General features: G+C 65.7%; 16 protein-coding genes. 7 read left to right on the forward strand and 9 right to left on the reverse strand.

Features of this window, described 5'->3' with window-relative positions; genetic code table 11:
- Window positions 1-99: 99 nt before the first annotated feature.
- Complete coding sequence (locus F0U60_RS32660) at window positions 100-738, reverse strand: LysE family translocator (protein ID WP_395805761.1); 639 nt, start codon at window positions 736-738, stop codon at window positions 100-102.
- Window positions 739-910: 172 nt separating this feature from the next.
- Between F0U60_RS32660 and F0U60_RS32665 the strand changes: the two genes are divergently transcribed.
- The 5 genes from F0U60_RS32665 (at window position 911) to F0U60_RS32685 (ending at window position 5,817) form a co-directional block, all read left to right on the forward strand.
- Window positions 911-1,393: a heme-degrading domain-containing protein gene (locus F0U60_RS32665; RefSeq protein ID WP_395805763.1), complete on the forward strand. Its 483-nt coding sequence runs from the start codon at window positions 911-913 to the stop codon at window positions 1,391-1,393.
- Window positions 1,390-2,934 (forward strand): tannase/feruloyl esterase family alpha/beta hydrolase, encoded by a 1,545-nt coding sequence (locus tag F0U60_RS32670; protein WP_395805765.1) that lies wholly within the window; start codon window positions 1,390-1,392, stop codon window positions 2,932-2,934. Before F0U60_RS32665 ends, F0U60_RS32670 begins: the two co-directional genes overlap by 4 nt.
- Window positions 2,935-3,154: 220 nt before the next feature.
- On the forward strand, window positions 3,155-3,325 hold the full coding sequence (locus F0U60_RS32675; RefSeq protein ID WP_395805767.1) for a hypothetical protein: 171 nt from the start codon (window positions 3,155-3,157) through the stop codon (window positions 3,323-3,325).
- A 76-nt stretch (window positions 3,326-3,401) separates the two neighbouring features.
- On the forward strand, window positions 3,402-4,589 hold the full coding sequence (locus tag F0U60_RS32680; protein ID WP_395805769.1) for a hypothetical protein: 1,188 nt from the start codon (window positions 3,402-3,404) through the stop codon (window positions 4,587-4,589).
- A 340-nt stretch (window positions 4,590-4,929) separates the two neighbouring features.
- Window positions 4,930-5,817: a hypothetical protein gene (locus F0U60_RS32685; protein WP_395805771.1), complete on the forward strand. Its 888-nt coding sequence runs from the start codon at window positions 4,930-4,932 to the stop codon at window positions 5,815-5,817.
- 7 nt (window positions 5,818-5,824) lie between these two features.
- Here F0U60_RS32685 and F0U60_RS32690 read toward each other — a convergent pair whose 3' ends face one another.
- The 7 genes from F0U60_RS32690 to F0U60_RS32720 form a co-directional block, all read right to left on the reverse strand.
- A complete protein-coding gene (locus tag F0U60_RS32690) occupies window positions 5,825-6,328 on the reverse strand; it encodes a hypothetical protein (RefSeq protein WP_395805773.1) in 504 nt (167 codons plus the stop codon).
- A 154-nt stretch (window positions 6,329-6,482) separates the two neighbouring features.
- Window positions 6,483-7,400 carry an aldo/keto reductase family oxidoreductase gene (locus F0U60_RS32695; RefSeq protein ID WP_395805775.1) on the reverse strand — a complete coding sequence of 306 codons (918 nt, stop codon included), beginning with the start codon at window positions 7,398-7,400 and terminating at the stop codon, window positions 6,483-6,485.
- Window positions 7,401-7,410: 10 nt separating this feature from the next.
- On the reverse strand, window positions 7,411-9,606 hold the full coding sequence (locus tag F0U60_RS32700) for a DNA/RNA non-specific endonuclease (RefSeq protein WP_395805777.1): 2,196 nt from the start codon (window positions 9,604-9,606) through the stop codon (window positions 7,411-7,413).
- 256 nt (window positions 9,607-9,862) lie between these two features.
- Window positions 9,863-10,567 (reverse strand): carbonic anhydrase, encoded by a 705-nt coding sequence (locus F0U60_RS32705; protein WP_395805779.1) that lies wholly within the window; start codon window positions 10,565-10,567, stop codon window positions 9,863-9,865.
- Window positions 10,567-12,114, reverse strand: a complete 1,548-nt coding sequence (locus tag F0U60_RS32710; protein WP_395825564.1) for a SulP family inorganic anion transporter — start codon at window positions 12,112-12,114, stop codon at window positions 10,567-10,569. The genes F0U60_RS32705 and F0U60_RS32710 overlap by 1 nt, the downstream gene beginning before the upstream one ends.
- A 203-nt stretch (window positions 12,115-12,317) precedes the next feature.
- On the reverse strand, window positions 12,318-13,661 hold the full coding sequence (locus F0U60_RS32715) for a sigma-54-dependent transcriptional regulator (RefSeq protein ID WP_395805781.1): 1,344 nt from the start codon (window positions 13,659-13,661) through the stop codon (window positions 12,318-12,320).
- Window positions 13,658-15,331 carry an ATP-binding protein gene (locus F0U60_RS32720; protein WP_395805783.1) on the reverse strand — a complete coding sequence of 558 codons (1,674 nt, stop codon included), beginning with the start codon at window positions 15,329-15,331 and terminating at the stop codon, window positions 13,658-13,660. Before F0U60_RS32720 ends, F0U60_RS32715 begins: the two co-directional genes overlap by 4 nt.
- Before the next feature lie 201 nt (window positions 15,332-15,532).
- Between F0U60_RS32720 and F0U60_RS32725 the strand changes: the two genes are divergently transcribed.
- Window positions 15,533-16,153, forward strand: coding sequence for an SPFH domain-containing protein (locus tag F0U60_RS32725; protein ID WP_395805785.1), 621 nt, complete (start codon window positions 15,533-15,535; stop codon window positions 16,151-16,153).
- Window positions 16,154-16,196: 43 nt separating this feature from the next.
- Here the strand turns inward: F0U60_RS32725 and F0U60_RS32730 are convergent, their stop codons facing one another.
- Window positions 16,197-19,196 (reverse strand): X2-like carbohydrate binding domain-containing protein, encoded by a 3,000-nt coding sequence (locus F0U60_RS32730; RefSeq protein ID WP_395805787.1) that lies wholly within the window; start codon window positions 19,194-19,196, stop codon window positions 16,197-16,199.
- Window positions 19,197-19,986: 790 nt separating this feature from the next.
- Between F0U60_RS32730 and F0U60_RS32735 the strand changes: the two genes are divergently transcribed.
- Complete coding sequence (locus tag F0U60_RS32735) at window positions 19,987-20,865, forward strand: pectate lyase (protein WP_395805789.1); 879 nt, start codon at window positions 19,987-19,989, stop codon at window positions 20,863-20,865.
- Window positions 20,866-20,876: the final 11 nt, after the last annotated feature.

The following is a 20,876-nucleotide window of genomic DNA, read 5'->3' on the forward strand; positions in this document are numbered from 1 at the left end:
CGAGATGAAAGCAGGAGTTGATATTCCCAGACCCATCCCCGATCAACCGCTATACCTCGATTTTCCCTCTTTAAGGCCTGACAGGAATTTCCGTCCGGCCTACACCTCCTGGACGAATTTGATCCCGGCGAGGACTCCTCCGGCGATGAGCAGCAGACCCATGACTCGCACGCCCCAGGTCAATACGTGACGTGGAAAGTGGCTCTCGTAGCGCCGGATCAGCCCAACGAACACCACCTGCCAGCTGGCCACCCCCACGCCCGCGGCGGCACCAAAGGGAAGCGCGAGCAGCCCGGAGAAGGACACGAGCTGCAGCGAGTAGAGGAACGCCACCGCCGTGCTCCAGGTCGCCAGGAGGGTGGGATTCAGCGCGGCGATGGTGAAGCCGAGCAACAGCCCCTTGCGGTTCGGCTCCTGCTCGGGCTTCGCCTCGTCCTTGAGCTTCCACCGGGCGAAGTGCACCCCGAGCACCGTCAACACCCCGGCGCTCAACCCATGCGACACGGGCAGGATGACGGGATACTTCGCGAGGAAGGTCGAGAACCCCCAGAAGGCCACGGCGGCGTAGAGCGACACCGCCAACGCAGCCCCGAAGCCAATACGGAGTGCCGCGCCGTAGTGCCTCCGCACGCTCGTGGAGAACACCATCACCGCGATCGGGCCCGCCAGCGGCATGGAGCCAATGAACCCGAACGAGAACGCCACGAGAGAGGTGATGAGCGTGTTCATCCGACGCATGAAGGTCACTGATGCGTGACTCGAGCAAGAACATTTCCGAGTTGCGTTACTCGCGCAAGGATGTCTCGGAGCTGCTGGAAGTGCCGTGACCCAAGCCGGGCACGCCCCCCGCGAAAATAACGGTCCATGCCGCGGCGCCTTTACCCGTATCCTGGACGCCTCAGGAGGAATCGTGTCCGGAGCTCTCGAGCAGTTGCTGGCGGAAGAATCCGAATTGCAGTTCGATCAGCTGAGCCACGAGGAGGCGCTCGCGCTGGGTTTGAAGTTGCTCGAGCGGGTGCGGCGCGACCGGTTGCCCGTGGTGATTGACGTGACGCTCGCGGGGCTCACCGTCCTGCAGTGCGCCCTCCCCGGGAGTCGCCCCGACAACCTGGACTGGGTACGGCGCAAGAAGAACACCGTGAGCCGTTTCTGGCACAGCTCGTACTACATGGGCCGCTACTACGCCTCCAAGGGAACAAGCTTGTCCGACAAGCCACATATCGACCCAGCCGAGTATGCAGATCATGGCGGGAGCTTCCCGCTGCTGCTACGGGGGACCGGCTGTGTTGGTAGCATTACGGTGTCAGGACTCGTGCAGGAGGAGGACCATGCATTGGTGGTCGGAGTGCTGCGCGAATGGCTGACAGCTCGTGCGAAGGAGACCAGGTCATGACGTTCAAGGCATCCGCTTCCCCTGTGCGCTACAAGCTTCCCCGGAGTCTTTCAGCGGCTGCATTGCTGCTCACGCTCGGGGGCTGCGAAGACAATCCCGAACCAACGCCCCAACCGACGCCCCAGACCCGATGCGAGGGCTTCCGTGGAAAAACCCTGGAGGAGGCCCGAATCACCGGCGCCGAGCTCGTCGCCGCATCCGGCCAGCTCCCCGAATACTGCAAGGTCACGGGCACGCTTCCGCCTTCCCTCGACTTCGAAGTGCGTCTGCCCACTGTGTGGAACGAAAAGACGGTCTTCGCCGGAGGCGGCGGCTTCGACGGCTCCATTCCCAGCACGGACGTCTATACGCAGAAAGGCTATGCCGCCATCGCCTCGAATGGCGGACACACAGGCGATGTCCTGGACGCCTCATTCGCCCTGGATCCTCAGAAGCTCGACGATTTCGCGTACCTTTCCACCCACCGCGTGCTGCCCATCGCGAAGGCAATCATCCAGGAGCGCTACGGCAAGGGCTCCGCGAAAACCTACTTCGAGGGGTGCTCCAATGGTGGCCGTGAGGCGCTGATCGAAGCGCAGCGATGGCCGGAGGACTTCGATGGAATCATTGCCCGGGCTCCCGCCTACAACTTCGTGGAATTGCTGATTGCCTTCAACCGGAACACCCGGCAGCTCATGAAGCCCGGAGCCAGTCTCCCCTCGGAAAAGCTCCAGGTCCTGGGCAAGGCAGTCCTCGATGCATGTGATGCGACGGATGGCGTCGCGGACGGCATCCTCTCTCATCCCACGGCCTGCCAGTTTGATCCCGCGGTCCTCCAATGCGCCGGGGCCGAGCAGAATGACTGTCTGACGGCCGAGCAGGTGGCCTCCGCGAAGACGATCTACTCCCCCACGCTCCTCAATGGCACGACCCTCTATCCAGGATGGCCCGCCGGAGGAGAGGCTGATCCTCTAGGTTGGGATGCATGGATCACGGGCAATGGGAACGCCACGGCCTCCGCTGGCGGCCTCTTCGGGAGCGGTCTGATCAAGTACTTCATTACCCGGGACCCGAACTACGACCCGCTGACCTTCGATCCCAACAACTGGCAGCCACGGATCAACGAAATGTCGGCGCTGGTGTCGGCCAACAACACGGACCTGGGAGCGTTCCGGACGCGCGGCGGGAAGTTGATTCTCTGGCACGGCGGCACCGATGCGGCCATCAGCCTGAAGGGGACGGCGGCGTATTACGAGGGCGTGGTCCAGGCTGCGGGCGGGCAAGCCGCGGCGGACACGTTCGTCGAGTACTTCCCCGCCCCGGGCGTCAACCACTGCGCGGGTGGCGCCGGAGCCGACACGGTGGATCTGCTCACCGCCCTGGAGAACTGGGTGGAAAAGGGCGTTGCGCCTTCCCAGGCGGGGCTGGTGGCAACGAAGCTCGATCCCCAGACAGGCCAGAGCGTCCTCTCCAGGCCCCTGTGCAAGTACCCTCGGTACCCCAAGTACAAGGGCTCGGGAGACGTCAACTCGGCCGACAGCTTCACCTGCGTTGACCCTTGACACTGCGCCACTCGGCGTTCCGATGGCGGTTCCGGCAGCCCCTGCCGGACCGGAGGACCCCCGGGTGGTGGGTGACGCCTTCCACCCGCGTCATCGGGAAGCAGCCTCCGCTACCTGAAGGGGCTTCAGACAGCCTGTTCGTCCCGAGCAGGCTGTCCACTCCATCTTTGGACGCCCCATCTTTGGATTTGATATCGAGGACCGCGGTACGGAGGAGCAAATGGAAGAAGTCATCGTGGTGTCGGTGCTGGGCATGCTGGCGTTTGGCGGCCTCTTCCTGATCTTCTGCCCGGAGTGGTGGAGCACGAGCCTGGGCACGCTGAAGGAGAAGAAGCCGGAGGCCAAGCGGCCCGAGGTGGGGAAGACCGAGCCCCGTCAGGCGGACAAGTAGGCGTCCCATCCCCCACCGGCTGGCACACCCCATGCAGTAGCCGAATGCCGTACTCACCACGCAGAGGAAATCCATCATGAGCGTCCGGTTGCCACAAGCACAGGCGATGATTCCACGGCCGGGCGCATCAACGGTTCGCGGACCCCAGGAGCAGCCACGGCGGGAGTCCTCGAAGTCCGAATCCGGCGGCAAGTCATCCTCGACGGGGAGCTCCTCCACGGGGAAGTCCGGCGGCGCGGGCAAGAGCGGCGGTGCCAAGGGCGCGCAGCAACAGGCGGGCCTGGAGTCAGCAGGTTCGGTCGGGGCGCGGGGGGCGGGTGGCTTCGACGACATGCCGGACTCGAACGAGCCCCAGGCCCGGAAACGGCTCGAGCTCATCCAGGCCGAGGTACCCCGTTCCACCCCTCAGCAGGGCCAGGCTCCCCCGCAGCGCATGGCTCCGCAGGCGGCACCCGAGCTCTCTCGGGAGCGGAGGGTGGAAGGCCGCGAGAACGCCGGCGCCGAGCGCCATGCGCTGGAGAGCCGCGCGAAGCTGCGCGCCGCGGTGATGGATCGACTCCTCCACGGAATGAGGGACGTCCACGCCCGGCTGAGCCAATTCCTCAAGAATCCTGGCCGTTTAGGTGTCGTCAACCTGAGCCTGGTGCTCAGCGAGAGCTCCATCACCTACGAGCTGTGGAAGGAGCCGGGAGCGACGCCCGAGGGCCGGGCCAGCATGGCGCAGATGTTGGGCCTGGCTCCGGACCTGGATGAGGCCTCGCTGATGCGGGAGGTGATGGCCGAGGTGCACCAGGCCTTCGTAGACTTCCAGGCCAGCCGCCCGGCCAAGGAGATCCGGCAGCAGTACGAGGCGGTACTCCAGCAGTACGAGGCGGTGAACGTGCTGCCCATCGTGCCGGGCCATGACACGGGCCCCCTGCTGGCCGAGCTCCCCCGGCTCGGGATTTCCCTCGAGAAGGACTTCACCCAGTCGCTGCTGGTGGATTCGCGGCTCCTGGCGGTGGGGCTCAGCGCCGACGAGGGCTCGGCCGAACAGGTCATGGTCGCCGGCCTGACCGTGCCCCAGCTCGGCACGCTCGTCGCCCACCTGCGCCGCCTCAATCCCCGGCTCACCAACCGGCAGCTGTGCCAGATCCTCCTGCTCGCCTCCTCGGACCTGAAGAAGGCGTGCCGCAAGATCCTGGGGCAGGCCGAGGTGGAGCAGGTGCAGGAACTGGCGCGCCAGCTCCTGCGGCTCCAGGCCGTCGAGCATCTCTTCGTCTGAGCGTCCCGGGGGCCCCGGAGGTGGTGACAGCAGTCACCAGGGGGTGACCGCAGTCACCAGGTTCGAGGCCCCAAAAGGTGACTGCGGTCACCAGGTTCTACCCCCTTTCGAGAGGGGGATTGAGGAGTGCGACCCTGGCACACCTCCTGCTCCGTGGCTGTGCGTGCACCAGACACGTGGTCCCTGACTCCCCCACCCCTTTTGAGGAACTCCCGTCATGGCTCTTTCGCCTGTTTCCAGCCCGTCCGTTTCCTGCCTGCGCACCTCCTGCACCGAGCCGGTTTCCACCCCGGCCAAAAGCCGCCTGCCGGACCTCCAGGACACGCAGAGGTGCACCCCCATGCAGCAGGCGCTCGCGACCGACGGCTTTAACGCGCCCATGGACCTGAAGAAGGCGGGGGGCCTCGAGGGGATTGCGCAGGTGCTCGCGCAGATGGAGCAAGTGCTGAGCATGGCCACGAGCCTGCTGGGCGGCGAGGGCGGCGTGGGGGGGCAGGGCCTGTCTGGCTTGGACTCGCTGATGGGAGGCCTGGAGGGCGGAGTGCCAGACATTGGCGGCGGGGTGCCAGACATTGGCGGCGCGGCCCCGGGCGTTCAGACACCGGTAGCAGCGGCGCCCCAGGCACCTGTCGCCCAGAATGCTCCGGCCGCGAAGGCGGAGGGAGTCACTCCGGCGGGCGGGTCATCGAAGAACGGCAACACGATGACCTTCACCAACGATGGCACCTCGCCGATGACCATCAAGTTCACGCCCAACGCCGGTGACAAGGAGATCAACTCCGTGACACTGAAGCCCGGTGAGAAGAAGACCGTGGAGTTCCCCGAGGGCTGGTCCGGCAATTTCCGCAGCACGTCTGGTGATGGGGCGGCGGCCACGCTCGGCGAGGTCAAGTTCAACGGAGGCTTCAACCAGACGTACTACGACGTGAGCTACATCGAAGGCGCCAATGCCTCCATGACCATCGCGCCCGAGGGCGGCGGCAAGAAGTCAGGCACGGAGAAGAGCCTGCTGGAGTCCGCCCCCGACTCGGTCAAGGCCAAGACGGCGGATGGCTCGGTCTACGGCATCAAGAAGACCACCACGTCCAACGTTCAGGATCAGGGCGTGGTGGACTTCTACCGGAAGCATGTCGGCGCCGACGAGGGCTACGTCATCCCCACCGATGACGCGAGCACGCTCGGGACCAACAACACCCACCTGGAAGTCCACATGAAGGACCTGACCTGAGGGAGGGTCAGGAGACGACCCCTCCTGTGCCCAACCCCACCTCCTGCAGCAGCGCGTGGCGGAGCAGCATCAAACCCGAGTAGCGCTCCTCGATGAGCGCAGCCTGCTCGGGAGTGAGCACCTCGCGCGCCGCCTGCCGGGCGATGGGGACGGCGACGCCATTGAGCAGGACATGCAGGTAGAGCCCAGGCAACCCGCCGTTCAGAAGGCGGGTGCCCGCGACTACGTGGGACTCGAAGAAGGCGTCGTCGGGCCGCTGGCCGTAGACCAGGAGCATCGATTCGATGCGCGTGGTGTCGGCCATGTTCCGCGTGGTCGGGTGCTGGGCCAGCTTTGGGGCCAGGAGCGCGGCGAAGCGCTGGCACCAGGCGCGGAGGGCGGGCTCGGGCAGGGGCAGGAGCGGCTCCTGCTCGGAGAGGCCGAGCACCTGACGCAGGTCACGGTAGATCTCCTGGCGCTGCTCCAACGGCAGCGTCCAGAGCCCCTTCTTCACGGCGGTCAGTGCATCCATGGAAGTCTCCTCGGACGCACGAGTCTGCACCGAAACTCACGCCTCCGTCACTCGTCACGCAGCTCGGAGACCGGTGTGGGCTCGCCGGTCGCGCAGCAGGTAATCTCTTTCCATCGTCATGTGCTCCCCATCGGATTCCGCGCCACCGTGCTCGTCACGGAACCTCCGAGCCCAAGGCCGCGCTCCAAACAGCGAACCAGTCCTGCAGCTCCATCTCCAGTGAGAGCGCACCCGCGGCCGAGGTGATGCGCTCGAGCCGGTTGGTGCCCACGACCGGGATGATCTGTGACGGGTGCCGCAACAGCCAGGCGAGGAGGAGCTGCTCCTGATCTGCTCCGTACTGACGCGCCAGCTCTGCCAGCACCGCACGCACCCGCGTCTCGGCCTCGCCCTGCCCTGTCGCCAGCCGCCCCCCGGCCAGCGGCGACCAGGCCATGGGGGAGATCCTCGCCCGCATGCATTGATCGAGCGTCCCATCCTGAAAGGCCTCCAGCCGCAGCGGGTGGAGCTCCACCTGATTCGTCACCAGGGGCACCGTCAACCGAGAGGCCAACATGTCGAACTGGGACGGAGTGAAGTTGGACACGCCCAGGTGGCGCACCTTCCCCTGCCCCACCAACTGTTGCAGCGCCTCGGCGACTTCATCCGGGTCCAACATCGGGCTCGGCCGGTGCAGGAGCAGGACGTCGATATGGTCCGTGGCCAGGTTGCGCAGCGAGTTCTCCACGGACTCGACAATGTGCTGCCGTGAGTAGTCGTAGTGCTTGAGCCGGTTGTGCGGTCGCGCCGGGTTCACCAGCATGATGCCGCACTTGGTCACCAGCTCCATCTTCTGCCGCAATCCAGGGTGGGCCCGCAGCGCGGCGCCAAACGCGGCCTCGCACTGGTAACCGCCGTAGATGTCGGCATGGTCAAAGGTGGTGATGCCATGATCGAGGCAGGTCTGGATCCTCTCCAACACCTGCTGGACACCAGCGCCACCGGGCACAGCCATCAACCGCCACAAGCCGTAGGCCATCCGAGAGACCTCGGGGCCCGAGGGCGCCATCTTCACGCGCATGGGAATGCTCATGCGCCCTACCCTAGATCACCGCGGCGAAGTCCTCGTAGCCCTGGATGATCCGCTCCCTGGCGCGGGACTCGCCGCCGTCCGCTCCGTTCATGTCGTGATGGCGCAGAGGGCCGAAGTCCAGACCCGTCAGGCGTTCGATCTCCGCCACGGTGCTCAGGTACTCGCGAATGTTCGAGGTGTCGCTCAGGTCCTCCGCCGAGCCCCCCCACTTCTCGGGGAGCTGACGCGGGAGCAACTCCTCCTGACTGGCCCGGACGGCGGTGGCCCGCAGCTTCCCGTCCTGGACAAAGACCACGATCTTCCAAAACGCCAGCGGCACCCGCACGTACCGGTACTCGGGATCATCCTCTCCGAATATGGGCCCGGTGAAGACGCTCACCCGCTCCCGGTCCGCGACAACATTGTCCTCCAGGATCCACCGCTCGATGCCCTGCCAGTAGCGCGCTTGTTGGTTGAAGTGAAACTGCTGCGGCGTGCAGTTGGTGAAGTGGAAGGTGTCGGCATTGGCTCGCTGGGCGCGGGCGGTCGTCCCCCACGAAGGGTCCTGCCTCCGCACGAGGTGCCCCCGGTCGAAGGCGCGCGGCCGTTGGCGGTCGTACAGATCCTGGTGGCACTGCGCATCCGGCGAGATGCGCTCGTCCTCGAACCAGACCTCTTTCGCCTCCGCGGACTCCCTCGGCAGCCCGGTGTCGCGATTGATGGAGATCCAGGTGGGACCATCGATGTTGCACGCCGTGAAGAACGCCATGCGCCGGGCCGCGTTCATCACAATGGAGAAGTGCTGGTACTTGAGCTCGAACGGGTCCTCGCCGTCGGCAATCCGCAGCTTGCGAGCCGCCTGCTCGCGCAGCCCAGGGCCCAGGCGCGGCAGTTCGATGTGGAAGCCTCGCAGGAAGTCCGGGTCGTAGCCGTTGCGGTTCGCGTAGTTCGGGTCGATCCGGATGGCCTCGCCTGCCGACGTGCCCACGTCCCGCCCCGCGGGGCGCTCTTCCGACTCGGAAGGCCGCGAGGCGCGCTCCACCAGGGCCCCTCCTCCCAGCCGCACAGTGAGCTCCAGCGGAATCGACCAGGTGACAGCACCGTCCGGATGAAGGACCGGAGCCGGCAGGCCCTGGCCAGCCTGTCGGACCACGGCTGGCGGCTCGGTGGAGATGGCTTTAGCGCCTCCATCTGAGACCAGGGCCGGTGTTTTCACTGGCTCGAGGACTGCACGCCGGGTCGGGCTGCGCAGAGCGGGCTCGAGGAGAGCGCGTTCTTCAGGGCTCCTGTCCTTCATCATGATCTCCAATGTGCGAACGATGGCGCTGATGCGGATGCCCTCGTTCAGGTCCTTGCTGATCCTCTCGCCCGAGGGAAGAGAGGCTTCTCGGAAGGGCTCGCCCCAGTGGTGGAGCGCCACCAACTCCCACTGATCGTTGAAGACCGGCGAGCCCGACGAGCCCGGCAACGTATCGGCCATGTAGTGAAGGACCGTGTCGAACCGCGTGACGAGGCGGTTCTCGCGGATGACGACCTGTTTGTAGTCACCATCGGGGTGCTGCACGATGTTGACGAACTCCCCGAGCAGGTGCCTGTCATCCGTGGCGAACAGCGGGCAGTAGCCGAACTCGGAGGCGTCGCGCGCCCCGAGCACCCGATTGCCCAGGGCCACGATGGTGAAGTCGAGATCGTCCTGGGGGCTCGTCAGGAAGAAGGTGTCCGGGTCGAAGGCGAAGCGCGTCGAGGGACGGGCGTTGCCGTCGACATCCAACTCATAATCGAGCTCCACAAGCAGCGCTCGAGCGGCCTGAGGGTTCTCGATGACATGGTTGTTGGTGAGGAAGAGCCGGTCGGTGATGAGGACGCCCGAGCCCAGGGGTTTCAGGTTGCTCTGGACGATGCGGCCCACGGCGTTCGCGCCCCCGCGCGCCAGATCAATCCACGAGACGCCCACGAAGTCCGTGGTCTTTCCTTGAATGCGTTCGGCTCCCGCGCGGGCCTCTCCCGTGAGCCCGAACATCCGAGGGCTCTTGCCCTCGAGGATGCTCTTGGAGGCGTCCGGGTCCATGCCCGTGACGGCCTGGATGCGTCTGAGCTTGCGGACCTCGTCGGTCTCCGCGTCCAGCGGATGGCCCGCCTGGACAGCGGCCAGCACGCGCTCTCGCTGCGAGGTCGCCTGCTCAACGCGTCGACGTGCGGCCTGCTCAATCCGCTCTGGAACCTTCATGGCCACGGCCCCTCCGGTACACACCGTCCCAGCCAGCCGACGCATCGAAACCGCGATGCGTCGACACTGCTGAGACAGAGGGGCGCAGCTCGTGCGTGTGACAGCCCTCGGCAGGAGGCGAGCACGCCTCTACTGAGACCGGCCGGGCGTGTTGTCCCGCCTCAGGAGGTCGGGTCTTGCCAGTGGAATTCCATTGGCCCCAAGCAAAAAGCACCGCGGCGGCCCCCATGAACCGGAGCCGCCGCGGCGTCGGCCATTAAGCAGCCGAAGTGGACATCGACTCCCCATCGCTGTCCCTCAACTCCGCAAGCATCCGCTCCCCCTCCAGCTCATCGATGGGGGTGAAGCGCTCAAGATCCGGACGGTAGACATGCACCTGCGCGCGGGCGATGTCGAACCACCAGCCGTGCAGCCGCAACGTGCGGGCCTCCAGGCGCTCGCGCACCAGAGGATAGGTGCGCAGGTGCTCGAGCTGCTGCAACACGTTGAGCTGGCTGAGCCGATCCGCCGGGGGCAGCCCCTCGCCCAGCTTTCCGCCGCCGCGCTCAAGCGCAGCCAGGGCGGGCCGGCCGAGCTCCAGCCAGCTGCCGAGGTTGGGGGTCCGCTGGTCGTTGTAGCCCGCCAGCACCGCCTTCATGGCACCGCAACCGGAGTGCCCGCACACCACCACGTCCACCACTGGCAGGTGCAGCAGGGCGTACTCCACCGCCGCCGCCTCGGACCGGTCACCCAGCGACTGGCCCGCCGCGTCCGAGGGCGCCACCATGTTGCCCACGTTACGCGTGACGAAGAGGTCACCCGGGTGCGTGGACACCACGAGGTTGGGCACCACGCGGCTGTCGGAGCAACCGATGAAGAGACAATCCGGCGACTGCCCTTGAGCCAGACGCGCGAAGGTGGAGCGGTAGGCAGGAAGCCCGTGACGCTGGAAATCGAGCAGACCTTGAATGAGCTTCTTCATTACGCACCTTCCGAAGAGAGAGCAGCAGGAGCAGACGAAACAGCAACAGCAGACTTCGACGAGGCAACGGCACCCTTACGCGACCACACATCCTCGAGCGGCTCCATCCACACCTTGCCGCCCGTCTTGCGGTGCGTCTGGCACCAGCTCTCCAGCGCCTCGTAGCCGGAGTGGTCCATCGTCTCCACCGCAATATCCAGCTCCACCTGGGAGCCCGCGGGCACCTGGGAGAGCGCGGTGGACAGCTTGGGAACGCCCACGAAAGTGAGGGCACCGCTCACGCGAACCTGGTGCACCTCGCCCTCCTGGCGAACCTGCACCTGCACCTTGCCCAGCTGCCACAGCAGCCGCAACACGGCCAGCGCCAGGCCCATTCCAATGCCAGCCAGCAAATTGACACCCACCACGCCCGCCACCGTCACCAGATACACGGGCAGCTCCCCGCGACGGCGCAGCTCGCGGATGTGGTGCGCGTCCACCAGCTTCGCGCCCACGAAGACGAGCAGACCGGCCAGCACGGTGAGCGGCACCAGCCCCAGCCACGAGCCCAGCAGCGACACGAAGAGCAGCATCCACACGCCGTGCATCACGGCGGACGCGCGCGTCTTGGCGCCCGCGGCGATGTTGGCGGCGCTGCGCACGATGACGCCCGTGATGGGCAGACCACCCGCCAGACCCGAGACGGTGTTGGCCAGACCCTGCGCGACCAGCTCCTTGTCCAGATTGGCGCGCGCGCCAGTGTGCAGCTTGTCAGTGGCCACCGCGCTCAGCAGGGACTCGGCGCTGGCCACCAGGGCCAGAGACAACACCGCCGTCACGAAAGCGCCCCAGTTGCCCTGCGGCAGGGAGGGAAGCTGGATGCTGCTGAACAGATCACCATTCAGCTCCACCCGCTTCACGTCCGCGCCCCACACCGCGGCGGCCGCCGAGGCGAGCACCACCGCGACCAGCGGCCCGGGCACCTTCTTGAGGCGGCTGTTGGGCATCACATGCCACAGCACCAGCACGCCGATGGTGAGCAATCCGAGGATCGTCGCGGGACCGTGCATGTCAGCGATCTGCTCCGGCAGCTCGCGCAGGTTCGCCCAGGCGTTGGACTGCGGAGCGCCGCCCAGCACGATGTGCAGCTGGCCCAGGACGATGAGGATACCGATGCCGGCGAGCATGCCGTGAATGACGGCCGGGGAGATGGCCAGCGAGGTGCGCGCCACCTTCAGGACACCGAGCGCCACCTGCACCAGCCCCGCGGCGGCCACCGCGGCACAGGTCGTGGCGAAGCCCAGCTCCTGGATGAAGCCGAACACCATCACCGCCAACCCCGCCGCCGGGCCACTCACCAGCAGCGGCGCACCACCAAACAACCCGACCACCAGACCGCCCACAATGCCGGCGATGAGGCCAGCCATGATGGGAGCGCCCGAGGCCAGGGAGATGCCCATGCACAAGGGCAGGGCCACCAGGAAGACCACCAGGGAGGCAGGTACATCCCTGGTCAGCACGTCCTGGAGCGAGCCGGCGGAGCCGGCCTTCTGCTCATTGGACTTCATCACTCTCTCAGCCTCCACATACCGAAAGCGTCGCGCCTCCTTCCGGGGGCGCAGCGCGGTTCCGCCCTTCACTTGGCAAGGAGCGTGCCGGGGGTCCGGAGCCAGGCTTCCCTCTGTCGGGGGCCGAGGACGTCCGCTGGAGACTTAAAGAATTTTGAAGTGGCGAGGAGGGACTTAAAGAACCTTGAATTACCTTTTTTTCATTACTCCTCACCTAGCCGGCGCAGGAAGGTGGGATAGGAGATGCCAAGAGCGCGGGCGGCATCCATCCGACGACCCTCCAGGCGCTCGAGAACATGCCGGACGTATCGCCGCTCCACCTCTTCCAAGGGGAGCGGAGGGCCGGCCACCACGAAGGCGTCGGGGTCGGTCGGAGAAGCAGATCCCCGGGGACCCGAAGCGAGCGCTTCCAGCTCCAAGGTGGGGCCGGTCTCCAGCACCAGGGCGCGCTCGAGGACATTGCGCAGCTCGCGCACGTTGCCGGGGAAGGGGTAGCGCTCGAGCCGCTCGCGCGCGGCGGCGGAGAAGCCCACCGGGCGTCGGCCCAACTCCGCGCACAGCTCGACCACCAGCGACTCGGCCAGCGGCAGCACATCCTCGCGCCGCTCTCGGAGCGAAGGCACCTCCACCTTGAAGACGCTCAGACGGAAGTAGAGGTCCTCGCGGAAGCGACCGGCGGCCACCTCTTCGTTGAGGTTGCGGTTGGTGGCGGCCACCACGCGCGCGCTGCTGGTCAGCTCGGTGCTGCCGCCCAGCCGCCGGAAGGCGCCCTTGTCCAGGTAGGTGAGCAGCTTGGCCTGCAGCGGCAGCGGCAGCTCGCCCACCTCATCGAGGAAGAGCAAGCCACCGTTGGCCACCTCCACCAGGCCACGCCGGGCGGTGCGCGCGTCGGTGAAGGCGCCCCGCTCGTGGCCAAACAGCTCGCTCTCCACCATGGTGTCCGGCAGGGCCGCGCAGTTGACGTGAACGAAGGGCCCCTGCTCCTCGCGCAGCAGGTGCAGGTGGCGAGCGATGACCTCCTTGCCCACGCCCGTCTCCCCCAGCAGAAGGACGGGGCTGCGAGGCGAGGTCGCAATGCGCTCGAGCATGCGCAAGGTCTTCTGCATGGCGGGCGAGCGCGGCACCAACAGCCGCCGCCGGCCCTCCAGCGCACTCTCGGCCCGGCGCAACCGCTCCTGCAGTTGCGCGTCCTCGGCAGCCCGGCGCGCGCGCAACACCAGGTCATCCAGCTCCACCGGCTTGGACAGGTAGTCGCGTGCGCCGGCCTTGATGGCCTCGACCGCGCTGGCGATATCCCCGTGGGCCGTCACCATCAGCACCACGGTGCCGGGAACCTGGGCGCGCAGCTCGGGCAGGAAGGAGAGCCCATCGCCATCCGGCAGCCGGCGGTCGAGGATGATGAGATCGGGCGACTCGCGGGCGAGAGCCATGCGCGTCTCGTGGAGCGAGCGAGCCGTCCGAACCCGAAAGCCCTCCTGCGTCAGCACGGAAGCGGCGAGCGAGGAGAAGGTACGGTCGTCATCCACCAGGAGCAGGGAGGTACTCATGCGGTGGTCTCCAGGGGTAGCCGAAGGGTGAAGCAACTGCCATCGGGCAGGCGGGTATAGGTGAGACTCCCCCCGTGAGCCTCGACGGCCGCACGGGCCATAGGCAACCCCAAACCCACGCCCTTGGCGCGCGCGGTGGCAAAGGGCTCCCACAAGCGGGGCTCCAGGTTCGGATCCACCCCGCCCGCGTTGTCCTCCACCCGAACCACGGCCTCATGGGCCTCGCGCGTGAGGGTGACCCGCACCCACGGAGAGGAACGCAGGCCCGTGTCACGCGCCACCGCGCCCGCCTCCACCGCGTTGCGCAGCAGGTTGTCGATGGCGGATACCAGCAGTGCCGGATCCGCCTGCACGGTGATGCCCTCCGCCAGCGACGCTTCCACGTGCACATCCTCGGCCTCTGGCAGCAGGCGCACCGGCTGCAGGGCCTCCTCCACGAGCAGGCGCAGCTCACAGGCGCGGCGCACGGCGGCGGCCCGCGGTGGGGCGCCGAAGGACAGCAGTGAGCGCGCCAGGTGCCCCAGCCGCTGCACCTGGGCACGCAGGGCCGGCAGGGCCACCTCCCCCGCGGAGGCGGCGGGCCGCAACAAGGAGAGGGCCGCTTGGATACCGTTGAGGGCGTTCTTCACCTCGTGGGCAATGAGCTGGCTGGCCGAGCCCAGCGCGGCCATCGTCTCCTGGTGCCGCAGCCGCTCCTCCGCGGCGAGCAACGAGTGGTAGGAGCGCCGCAGCAGGAAGGTGAAGATCAGCAGGGTGCTGCCCAGCAGGGCGACGTGGAAGAGGAATTGCCCGAGGAAGCGGTGGCGCAGACGCTCAATGTCGCGCTCCTCGTCCTCCAACACGGCCAACAACATGCCGCTGACCCCCACCGGTGCCGGAACCGGGGCCGCCGCCCCCAGCATGCGCTTGCCATCCAGGATGAGGGGACCGGGAGCCTCGGCCAGCAGGTGCATGCGTGCGGCGCGCTCCGGAGTCCACTGGAAGCGCGGCGAGGGACCGGGCAGCAGCAGCTGTCCGCTCTCATCCACCAGCAGCGTCATGTCCGCGCCCCCCGGCTGGACACCTGGCAGCGGACGTGCTCCCGCTCGCAGCTCACCCACCAACAAGCCCACCACCTGCCCGGTGCGAAGGATGGGCACCGCCACCACCAGCGGCCCGTCCTTTCCCTCCAGCAGGCTGATGTCCGAAACGCCCTCCTCCAGCACCCGGCGAAACCAAGGTCGGGTGTTGAGGGGAGAATCCCCCAATGACATCTGAGGCGGGTCGCTCCACACGCGGCGTCCCGAGGGGGAGAGCAGCGCCACCCCCTCCGAGAAGAGCTGCGTGTGGTGGAAGGCGCTGTCCAGCACAGCCATCTCCGGGCCGGAGGAGCCATCCTCGGGAGTGAGCTGCGGGTTCTCGGCCAGGCGGCGCAGCTCCGCCTCCAGCAGGCCCAGGTGCACACCCAGCGCCTCGGCCTGCACGCGGGCCTGGCTGGAGAGGCTCCCGAGCACCTCCTCGCGGGCGTTCTGCAGGTCCTCGCGGTAGGCGAGCAGGGGGCTGGCGAACGCCGCCATCCCGAGCAGCGCCAGCCCCAGCATGGCAGAGCGTCCGGCGCGCCGCTGCGCGCGAGCAAGCTCCCCGAGGGCAACGGACTGGGATGGAACGGGCGGTGGGGGCGGCCGTGACATGGGGCGCATCATGCGCCAAACAGGCGGGCAGATGGCTTCTTTCCGCGTATCTCGGTCGGGGGGCATCCGGAGGTCCTGCGATGCCCGGGGGCCGTCACCGGGACCAGGCAGCTCCAATCCCTGAGCAAACCGAGCGAACGCCACTGGCTCGTGAGATGCGTTGGGTTCAAGGCATCCGTCACGAGAAATAGCCAGCAGCGCGTGCTCGCCTCCGAACGCGGCGTGGAGATCGCCCGGGCGCGCGCCAGCGATTGGGACAAGTCATTGCAGGCGCTCGCCACCCACGCGGCACTGTCCATCCTGGGCAACCGCGACTTCGAACAAATTCTCTGCGATCGCAGCGAGCTGGGCGAGCTGGTGCGCCAGGACATCAAGGCAGAAACGGAGCGGTGGGGCCTGGAGGTGGAGCGAGTGCTCATCCGCAACGTGAGCCTGCTGTCCGAGGTGGCCCAGCAGGTGTTCGACACGCTCGCCGCCCAGCTGGAGCGAGCGAAGGCGGAGGAGGAGGAGGGCCGGCAACGGGTGGCGCTCCTGGAGGCCCAGACGAGCGCGCAGGTGGCGAGCCTGGTGGCTGAGGCGAAGGGCCAGTACCCGGCCGCAGTGGGCCGGGCGTTCGCGGCGCTGGGGAACAACCCGCGCGTGCTGTCGGCTTACAACGAGCTGTACGCGCTCTCCCAGGTACGCCCGCACCGCACCGTGGCCTTCCACGGCTTCGAGCGCAATGAACTGCGCGCCATGGACGCGGCAATGCTGGTGCCCGTCGGCCAGGAGGCACCCGCGCCACGCAACAGCCTGGACGAGCGCGGAAAGGCCGAGGCCTGAAGCACGGCCCCAGCCCGGGAGCGGTTGTGGCTCTTACGCTCCGTTAAGGCTCAAGGCCCCACTGGAGGCTGCCGGAGATGTATCCAGGTGCTTTCCTCCAGTCCGAATACGTCGCACCGGTTGGAGCAAAAGAGTAATCGCCTGTCTGGGTATAATTGCTCCAATCGGACTTGGCGAACCTCACCTGGACGTCAATGCTCTGCCCGGCCCCCAGCGTGCCTGCTCCGCTTGTAAAGCCGATCTCGAGATAATAATCGGCGTCAGGCTTCGGCGTCGCCAGCTTGACGAAGGTCCCGGTCACATTCGAGCTGCCGACCTGGGACCAATCGCAGAAGAAGTTCTGAGCCTTCTCCCCGTCAACGGTATAGTAATACCGAATCTTGACGGTGGAGAGCGCGACAGGGCTCGTCCCGGTATTGAAGAGCTTGAATCTCGGGCTGATGCCATTGAGGGACGCCGCGGTTGACCCATTGTACATCTGCACCTTGAGACTCCCTGTGCCAGCGGAGGTCGAGTCGGTCACCGTGATGGCCAGCACGGGGGATGAACCCGCGCTGAAGTTGAAGGTGAGGCTCGTTGTCCCGAGAGGCTGGCTTGCCAGATAGCGCTTCAAGAGGGTCACCGTCGAGCCAGAGACGGTGTAATCCGTACCCGCGACAAGTGTCGCTGCGCCATTCTTGATGCTGCTCAGCGTGTTCCCATTCAGCGTCATCGTCACCGCAATGTCCGCCTGCTTGTCCGTCTTCTTGTCGAAAGAAGCGCTCGTCGGACTGATGGTCGACTGATTGGGCGGAGGGGGCTCACCGCCGACCAGCTCGCCATAGACAATACCGCGGCCGTTCGTGCCCACATACACGCGGCCGTACACTCGCGGATCACCGGTAATCGTCGTGACCCTCGCGTATTGATGCTGGTTGTCGTTGACCCTCACCCAGGAAGCGCCCGCGTCGTCCGAACGGAAGAAGCCGCGCACCCCGTCGATCTTCGCGATGACGTACAACGCCATGTAGCTCTGTTCCGGCGCCGCTTTGCCGAAACCAATCCCATCGGCCTCCTGCACGTTCGCCAGCTTCGTGAAGTTCGTGCCGGAATCGGTCGAGTGCCACAGCCCATAAGGGCCGGGGTTCTCATTGCCGCCGGCGAACCAGACGTCTCCTTCGCGGCCTGGCACGGCCTTGAGCGAGGCGGCCCCGCTGCTTGGGAGACCCGCCGCGGCCGTCTGGGTGAACGTGGCGCCACCGTTGGTGCTGACATAGAACTTGCCGGCCGAGTAGGCGTAGAACTTGTTCGGATTCACGCGGTCGGAGGCGATCTTCGCACCCGCCGGAATACCGGCACTGGCCGTCCACCCATTGCCGCCTGACTTCGAGTAGTACACCCCGACGTCCGACGTGCTCCACACAATCGAGGTGCCATCGGCCCCAACCGCGACCGTCCCTCCGCCCTTCGTTCCTGTCGGCTCGGCGCTGGCCTTGTACCAGTTCGCGCCTCCATCATGGGAGAGGCCTACCGATCTGGCATTGGTATCCGACGCGTAATCCGCCATACCGACACGGACCATGAAGCCCGGGTTGAGCTCCGCATAGTCGATGCCGTACGTCGTGCTCCACGCTGGGACGGACATCGTCTTGGAAGGCGGCGTCGTCAGGTCGTCATGGCGGAAGCCGGAGATATCTCCCAGCGCGCTGATGAGCGGTGCGCCAGCCGGCGGACTGATCAACTCCATGACGGCCGTCTCTTCAATTCCCTTGGCCATGACGGAGATCTTCACCGTACCGCCCACATCCCAGTCGGTCAGGTTGTTCGTTCCGTACACAGTCGCGCCTGTTCCGTACATCATCCGGTTGGAGTTGAATGGATCAACCTCGAGATCTCCAATCATCCAACCCAGCTTGGGGGACGGAGTGGGCGGGATGGGCTCAATGCCCATCGTCAACCAGGGAGCCCCCGAAATATCCTGCGTATACCGAAGCTTCCGGCTCGGGTAGCCGTCCCAGTCCCAGATCCGAGACCAGGTTGCACCGCCGTCCAAGCTCCGGAAGATGATGGCATCCGGCCACCAGGAGTTCAGCGTGGCGACCATCACGGTGTTCGGGTTCTGCGCATCGACGGCGAGGCCGCCGTAGCCGTAATAGTTGTCGGAGCTGCTGCTTGGAACGGGGCTGATGTTCGTCCACACGCCCGTCGCCGTATTGAACTTCCACACGTCTCCCTTGGCACCGTCGTACGGACCGACACCATCGCTATAGGAGATGTAGAGGTTTCCATTGGAGGAGAGCTCTCCGTGGTGCGGCAGATAGCCAACGGGCTGTCCAGGAACCGCCGTCCAAGTGGCTCCGCCGTCCGTGCTGCGGAACACGTTGTTCTCCTTATCCGCCACGCCAACATAGAGGGTCTGCGTCGCGCTGCCGGCCGTCCCTGTACGCGGGTCGAACGTGATCCACGCCAGCCCGACGATGTCATTCCCGTAGGAGTTGGTCGGGTCTTGAACATAAGTCCCAGGGTTGGGGAAGCTGGTGACCTTGCTCCAGGTCGCCCCGTAGTCCGTGCTCTTCCAGAGGCCGTTGCCACTCCGAGCGCCGAAGAAGAGGATGTTGTTCTTGTTCGGATCAATCACCAGACGCTCACCCATGGAGCGTCCGGGCATGTTGCCGCCGACCTTGAAGGGGAGCGGGGTCACCTGCCACGTGTCCCCCTTATCGGTCGAACGCATGATCTGGCCGTTCGTATCCCAGTCGTTCGTATAGGTACCGGTCGCCATGTAGAGACGGTTCGGCTCCACCGGGTCCGTCGCCAGAGCATCCACGCCGTTCTTGTTCCAATCCACCCAGCCCGTCGTATCGGAGAGCGGAATCCAACTGGAGGTCGCGGCATTCCACCGGTACGCGCCGCCAATATCGGTTCGGGCGTAGATCAGATCCTTCTCTTTTTGATTGAAGATGATTCCCGGTACGAAACCACCCCCCCCGCCCGTAACGACATTGCGCCAGGTGTAGGCGGCACCTGACGCCGCCTGCGCCTCCGGCACGACGGCCGTCAGCATGGAACAGCCAAGGACAGCCAGCAGAAAAGCAACACCGCTCCCATTGGGATATCTCTTACCCACAGCGTGACCCCCACAGACAGGTTGAATGCGAACACAAGCCCACCACTGCTTCGCTTCACCGCTTCCTTGCTATGTCTTTCATCAGCAATGCGCCGCCATGAGCACGCTGGATTGGCGGTGAGTTGCTTCCCTGGATGAGCAGGCGCGCTCGATACCACGCACAGCGAAAAGCCCCGCCCGCAGGGTATCCAGCCCCGACAGCCTGGACTCGATAATCTGTAAAATCCAGAGAAAATCGACGGAGACACTCTCTTTGTGGCACGACGTGCCGAATCACTTCGGCCTACCTCATTGATTGCACTGCGATTGTAGGTTCACAGCCAGAACCAAGGGATGCGCCTGAAGCCGTGAGACCTTTTGGTGAAGAATTGATGCCGATGCCGCCAGCGCCTCGCTTCGGAGACAAAGAGCCCTGGGGACTGTCATCCTGGATGTAAATGGGTGAAAGCTTTATTGGAGGAAGCACCCCCGCTACTGAAGCCCTCATCGACAGAGATTCAGAATCCCATTCAAAGAACTGAACCCCACTCAGTGATTCTATGGATGTACGAATATACTAACTTTGTGGTTATACCGGATCCTTATTGAATTCCGGCTTTGACCCATTATAAACAGTACCGCAAATGAATCACCCCGCCCGGCCAAGGCAGCTCAATCCTCATTGAGTAAGAAAAAGTCAGCCGGATGCGGCACGTCCAACCGCCGAACAGGCAAGGAGAAGTGAAGCATGCTTACCTACAAGACTCTGCGTATGCCCACTCTGATGCTCGCCGTGGGTGTCTTTGGAAGCGGATGCCTGAATGCTGGAATGACGGAGGAGGAGATCCTGGCCGAGGAGGCCGCCGCGCTGGAGACCATTGCGACCACGATCCCCACGCCCAGCAACGGCTCTGCTGGAGAGATCCGGAACAGCACGACCCGGTTGAAGAACGCCAAAAACGGCGGTTCGGACGTCTACGATTTCGCCAACAAGAAGATCGGCGTCAACAGCACCGCCTCGTGCGACGGTGAGGGCCAGAAGACGGTGTTCGAGGTCGAGGACGGCGTCACCGTCAAGAACCTCATCATCGCGGGCGGTAAGGCCGGCGGCAACGGCATCGTCTGCCTGGGCAGCTGCACGCTCGATCACGTCTACTGGGAGGACATCTGCGAGGACGCCGCGACGCTCTCCAAGGACGGGGCGACGATGACGCTCAACCACGTGATCGCCCTGCACGCCTCCGACAAGGTGTTCCAGCACAACGCCAAGGGCAATTCCAAGACGATCATCAAGAACTCCTACATCAGCGACTTCGGGAAGCTCTGGCGCTCCTGCGGTGACTGCACGAACAACGGCGGCCCGCGCCACCTCATCGTCGACAACGTCAAGGTCGAGAGCATCAAGTCGGCCCTCGCTGGCGCGAACCAGAACTACGGGGACACCGTCACGATCACCAACCTCTTCGTCAAGGGCGGCTACAACGCCTCGAAGGACAAGCCGAAGATCTGCACGGAGTGGATCGGCGTCACCGATCACAACGGCGAGTCGCAGAAGGTCAACAATGGCAAGAGCCAGTGGAATACCGCGACCTGCCGCGTGAGCCAGAGCAACGTACAGAGCTGGTAACGACGTGAGGG

The organism is Archangium minus, assembly GCF_044360475.1.
In the GTDB taxonomy this organism is placed as follows: Bacteria; Myxococcota; Myxococcia; order Myxococcales; family Myxococcaceae; genus Archangium; species Archangium minus.

Bases quoted from the DNA above. Each gene is read 5' to 3' on its own strand.
- F0U60_RS32660 (WP_395805761.1), bottom strand. From the start codon at position 738: ATGCGTCGGATGAACACGCTCATCACCTCTCTCGTGGCGTTCTCGTTC.
- F0U60_RS32670 (WP_395805765.1), top strand. From the start codon at position 1,390: ATGACGTTCAAGGCATCCGCTTCCCCTGTGCGCTACAAGCTTCCCCGG.
- F0U60_RS32675 (WP_395805767.1), top strand. From the start codon at position 3,155: ATGGAAGAAGTCATCGTGGTGTCGGTGCTGGGCATGCTGGCGTTTGGC.
- F0U60_RS32680 (WP_395805769.1), top strand. From the start codon at position 3,402: ATGAGCGTCCGGTTGCCACAAGCACAGGCGATGATTCCACGGCCGGGC.
- F0U60_RS32685 (WP_395805771.1), top strand. From the start codon at position 4,930: ATGCAGCAGGCGCTCGCGACCGACGGCTTTAACGCGCCCATGGACCTG.
- F0U60_RS32690 (WP_395805773.1), bottom strand. From the start codon at position 6,328: ATGGATGCACTGACCGCCGTGAAGAAGGGGCTCTGGACGCTGCCGTTG.
- F0U60_RS32695 (WP_395805775.1), bottom strand. From the start codon at position 7,400: ATGAGCATTCCCATGCGCGTGAAGATGGCGCCCTCGGGCCCCGAGGTC.
- F0U60_RS32700 (WP_395805777.1), bottom strand. From the start codon at position 9,606: ATGAAGGTTCCAGAGCGGATTGAGCAGGCCGCACGTCGACGCGTTGAG.
- F0U60_RS32705 (WP_395805779.1), bottom strand. From the start codon at position 10,567: ATGAAGAAGCTCATTCAAGGTCTGCTCGATTTCCAGCGTCACGGGCTT.
- F0U60_RS32710 (WP_395825564.1), bottom strand. From the start codon at position 12,114: ATGAAGTCCAATGAGCAGAAGGCCGGCTCCGCCGGCTCGCTCCAGGAC.
- F0U60_RS32715 (WP_395805781.1), bottom strand. From the start codon at position 13,661: ATGAGTACCTCCCTGCTCCTGGTGGATGACGACCGTACCTTCTCCTCG.
- F0U60_RS32720 (WP_395805783.1), bottom strand. From the start codon at position 15,331: ATGTCACGGCCGCCCCCACCGCCCGTTCCATCCCAGTCCGTTGCCCTC.
- F0U60_RS32730 (WP_395805787.1), bottom strand. From the start codon at position 19,196: ATGCTGACGGCCGTCGTGCCGGAGGCGCAGGCGGCGTCAGGTGCCGCC.
- F0U60_RS32735 (WP_395805789.1), top strand. From the start codon at position 19,987: ATGCTTACCTACAAGACTCTGCGTATGCCCACTCTGATGCTCGCCGTG.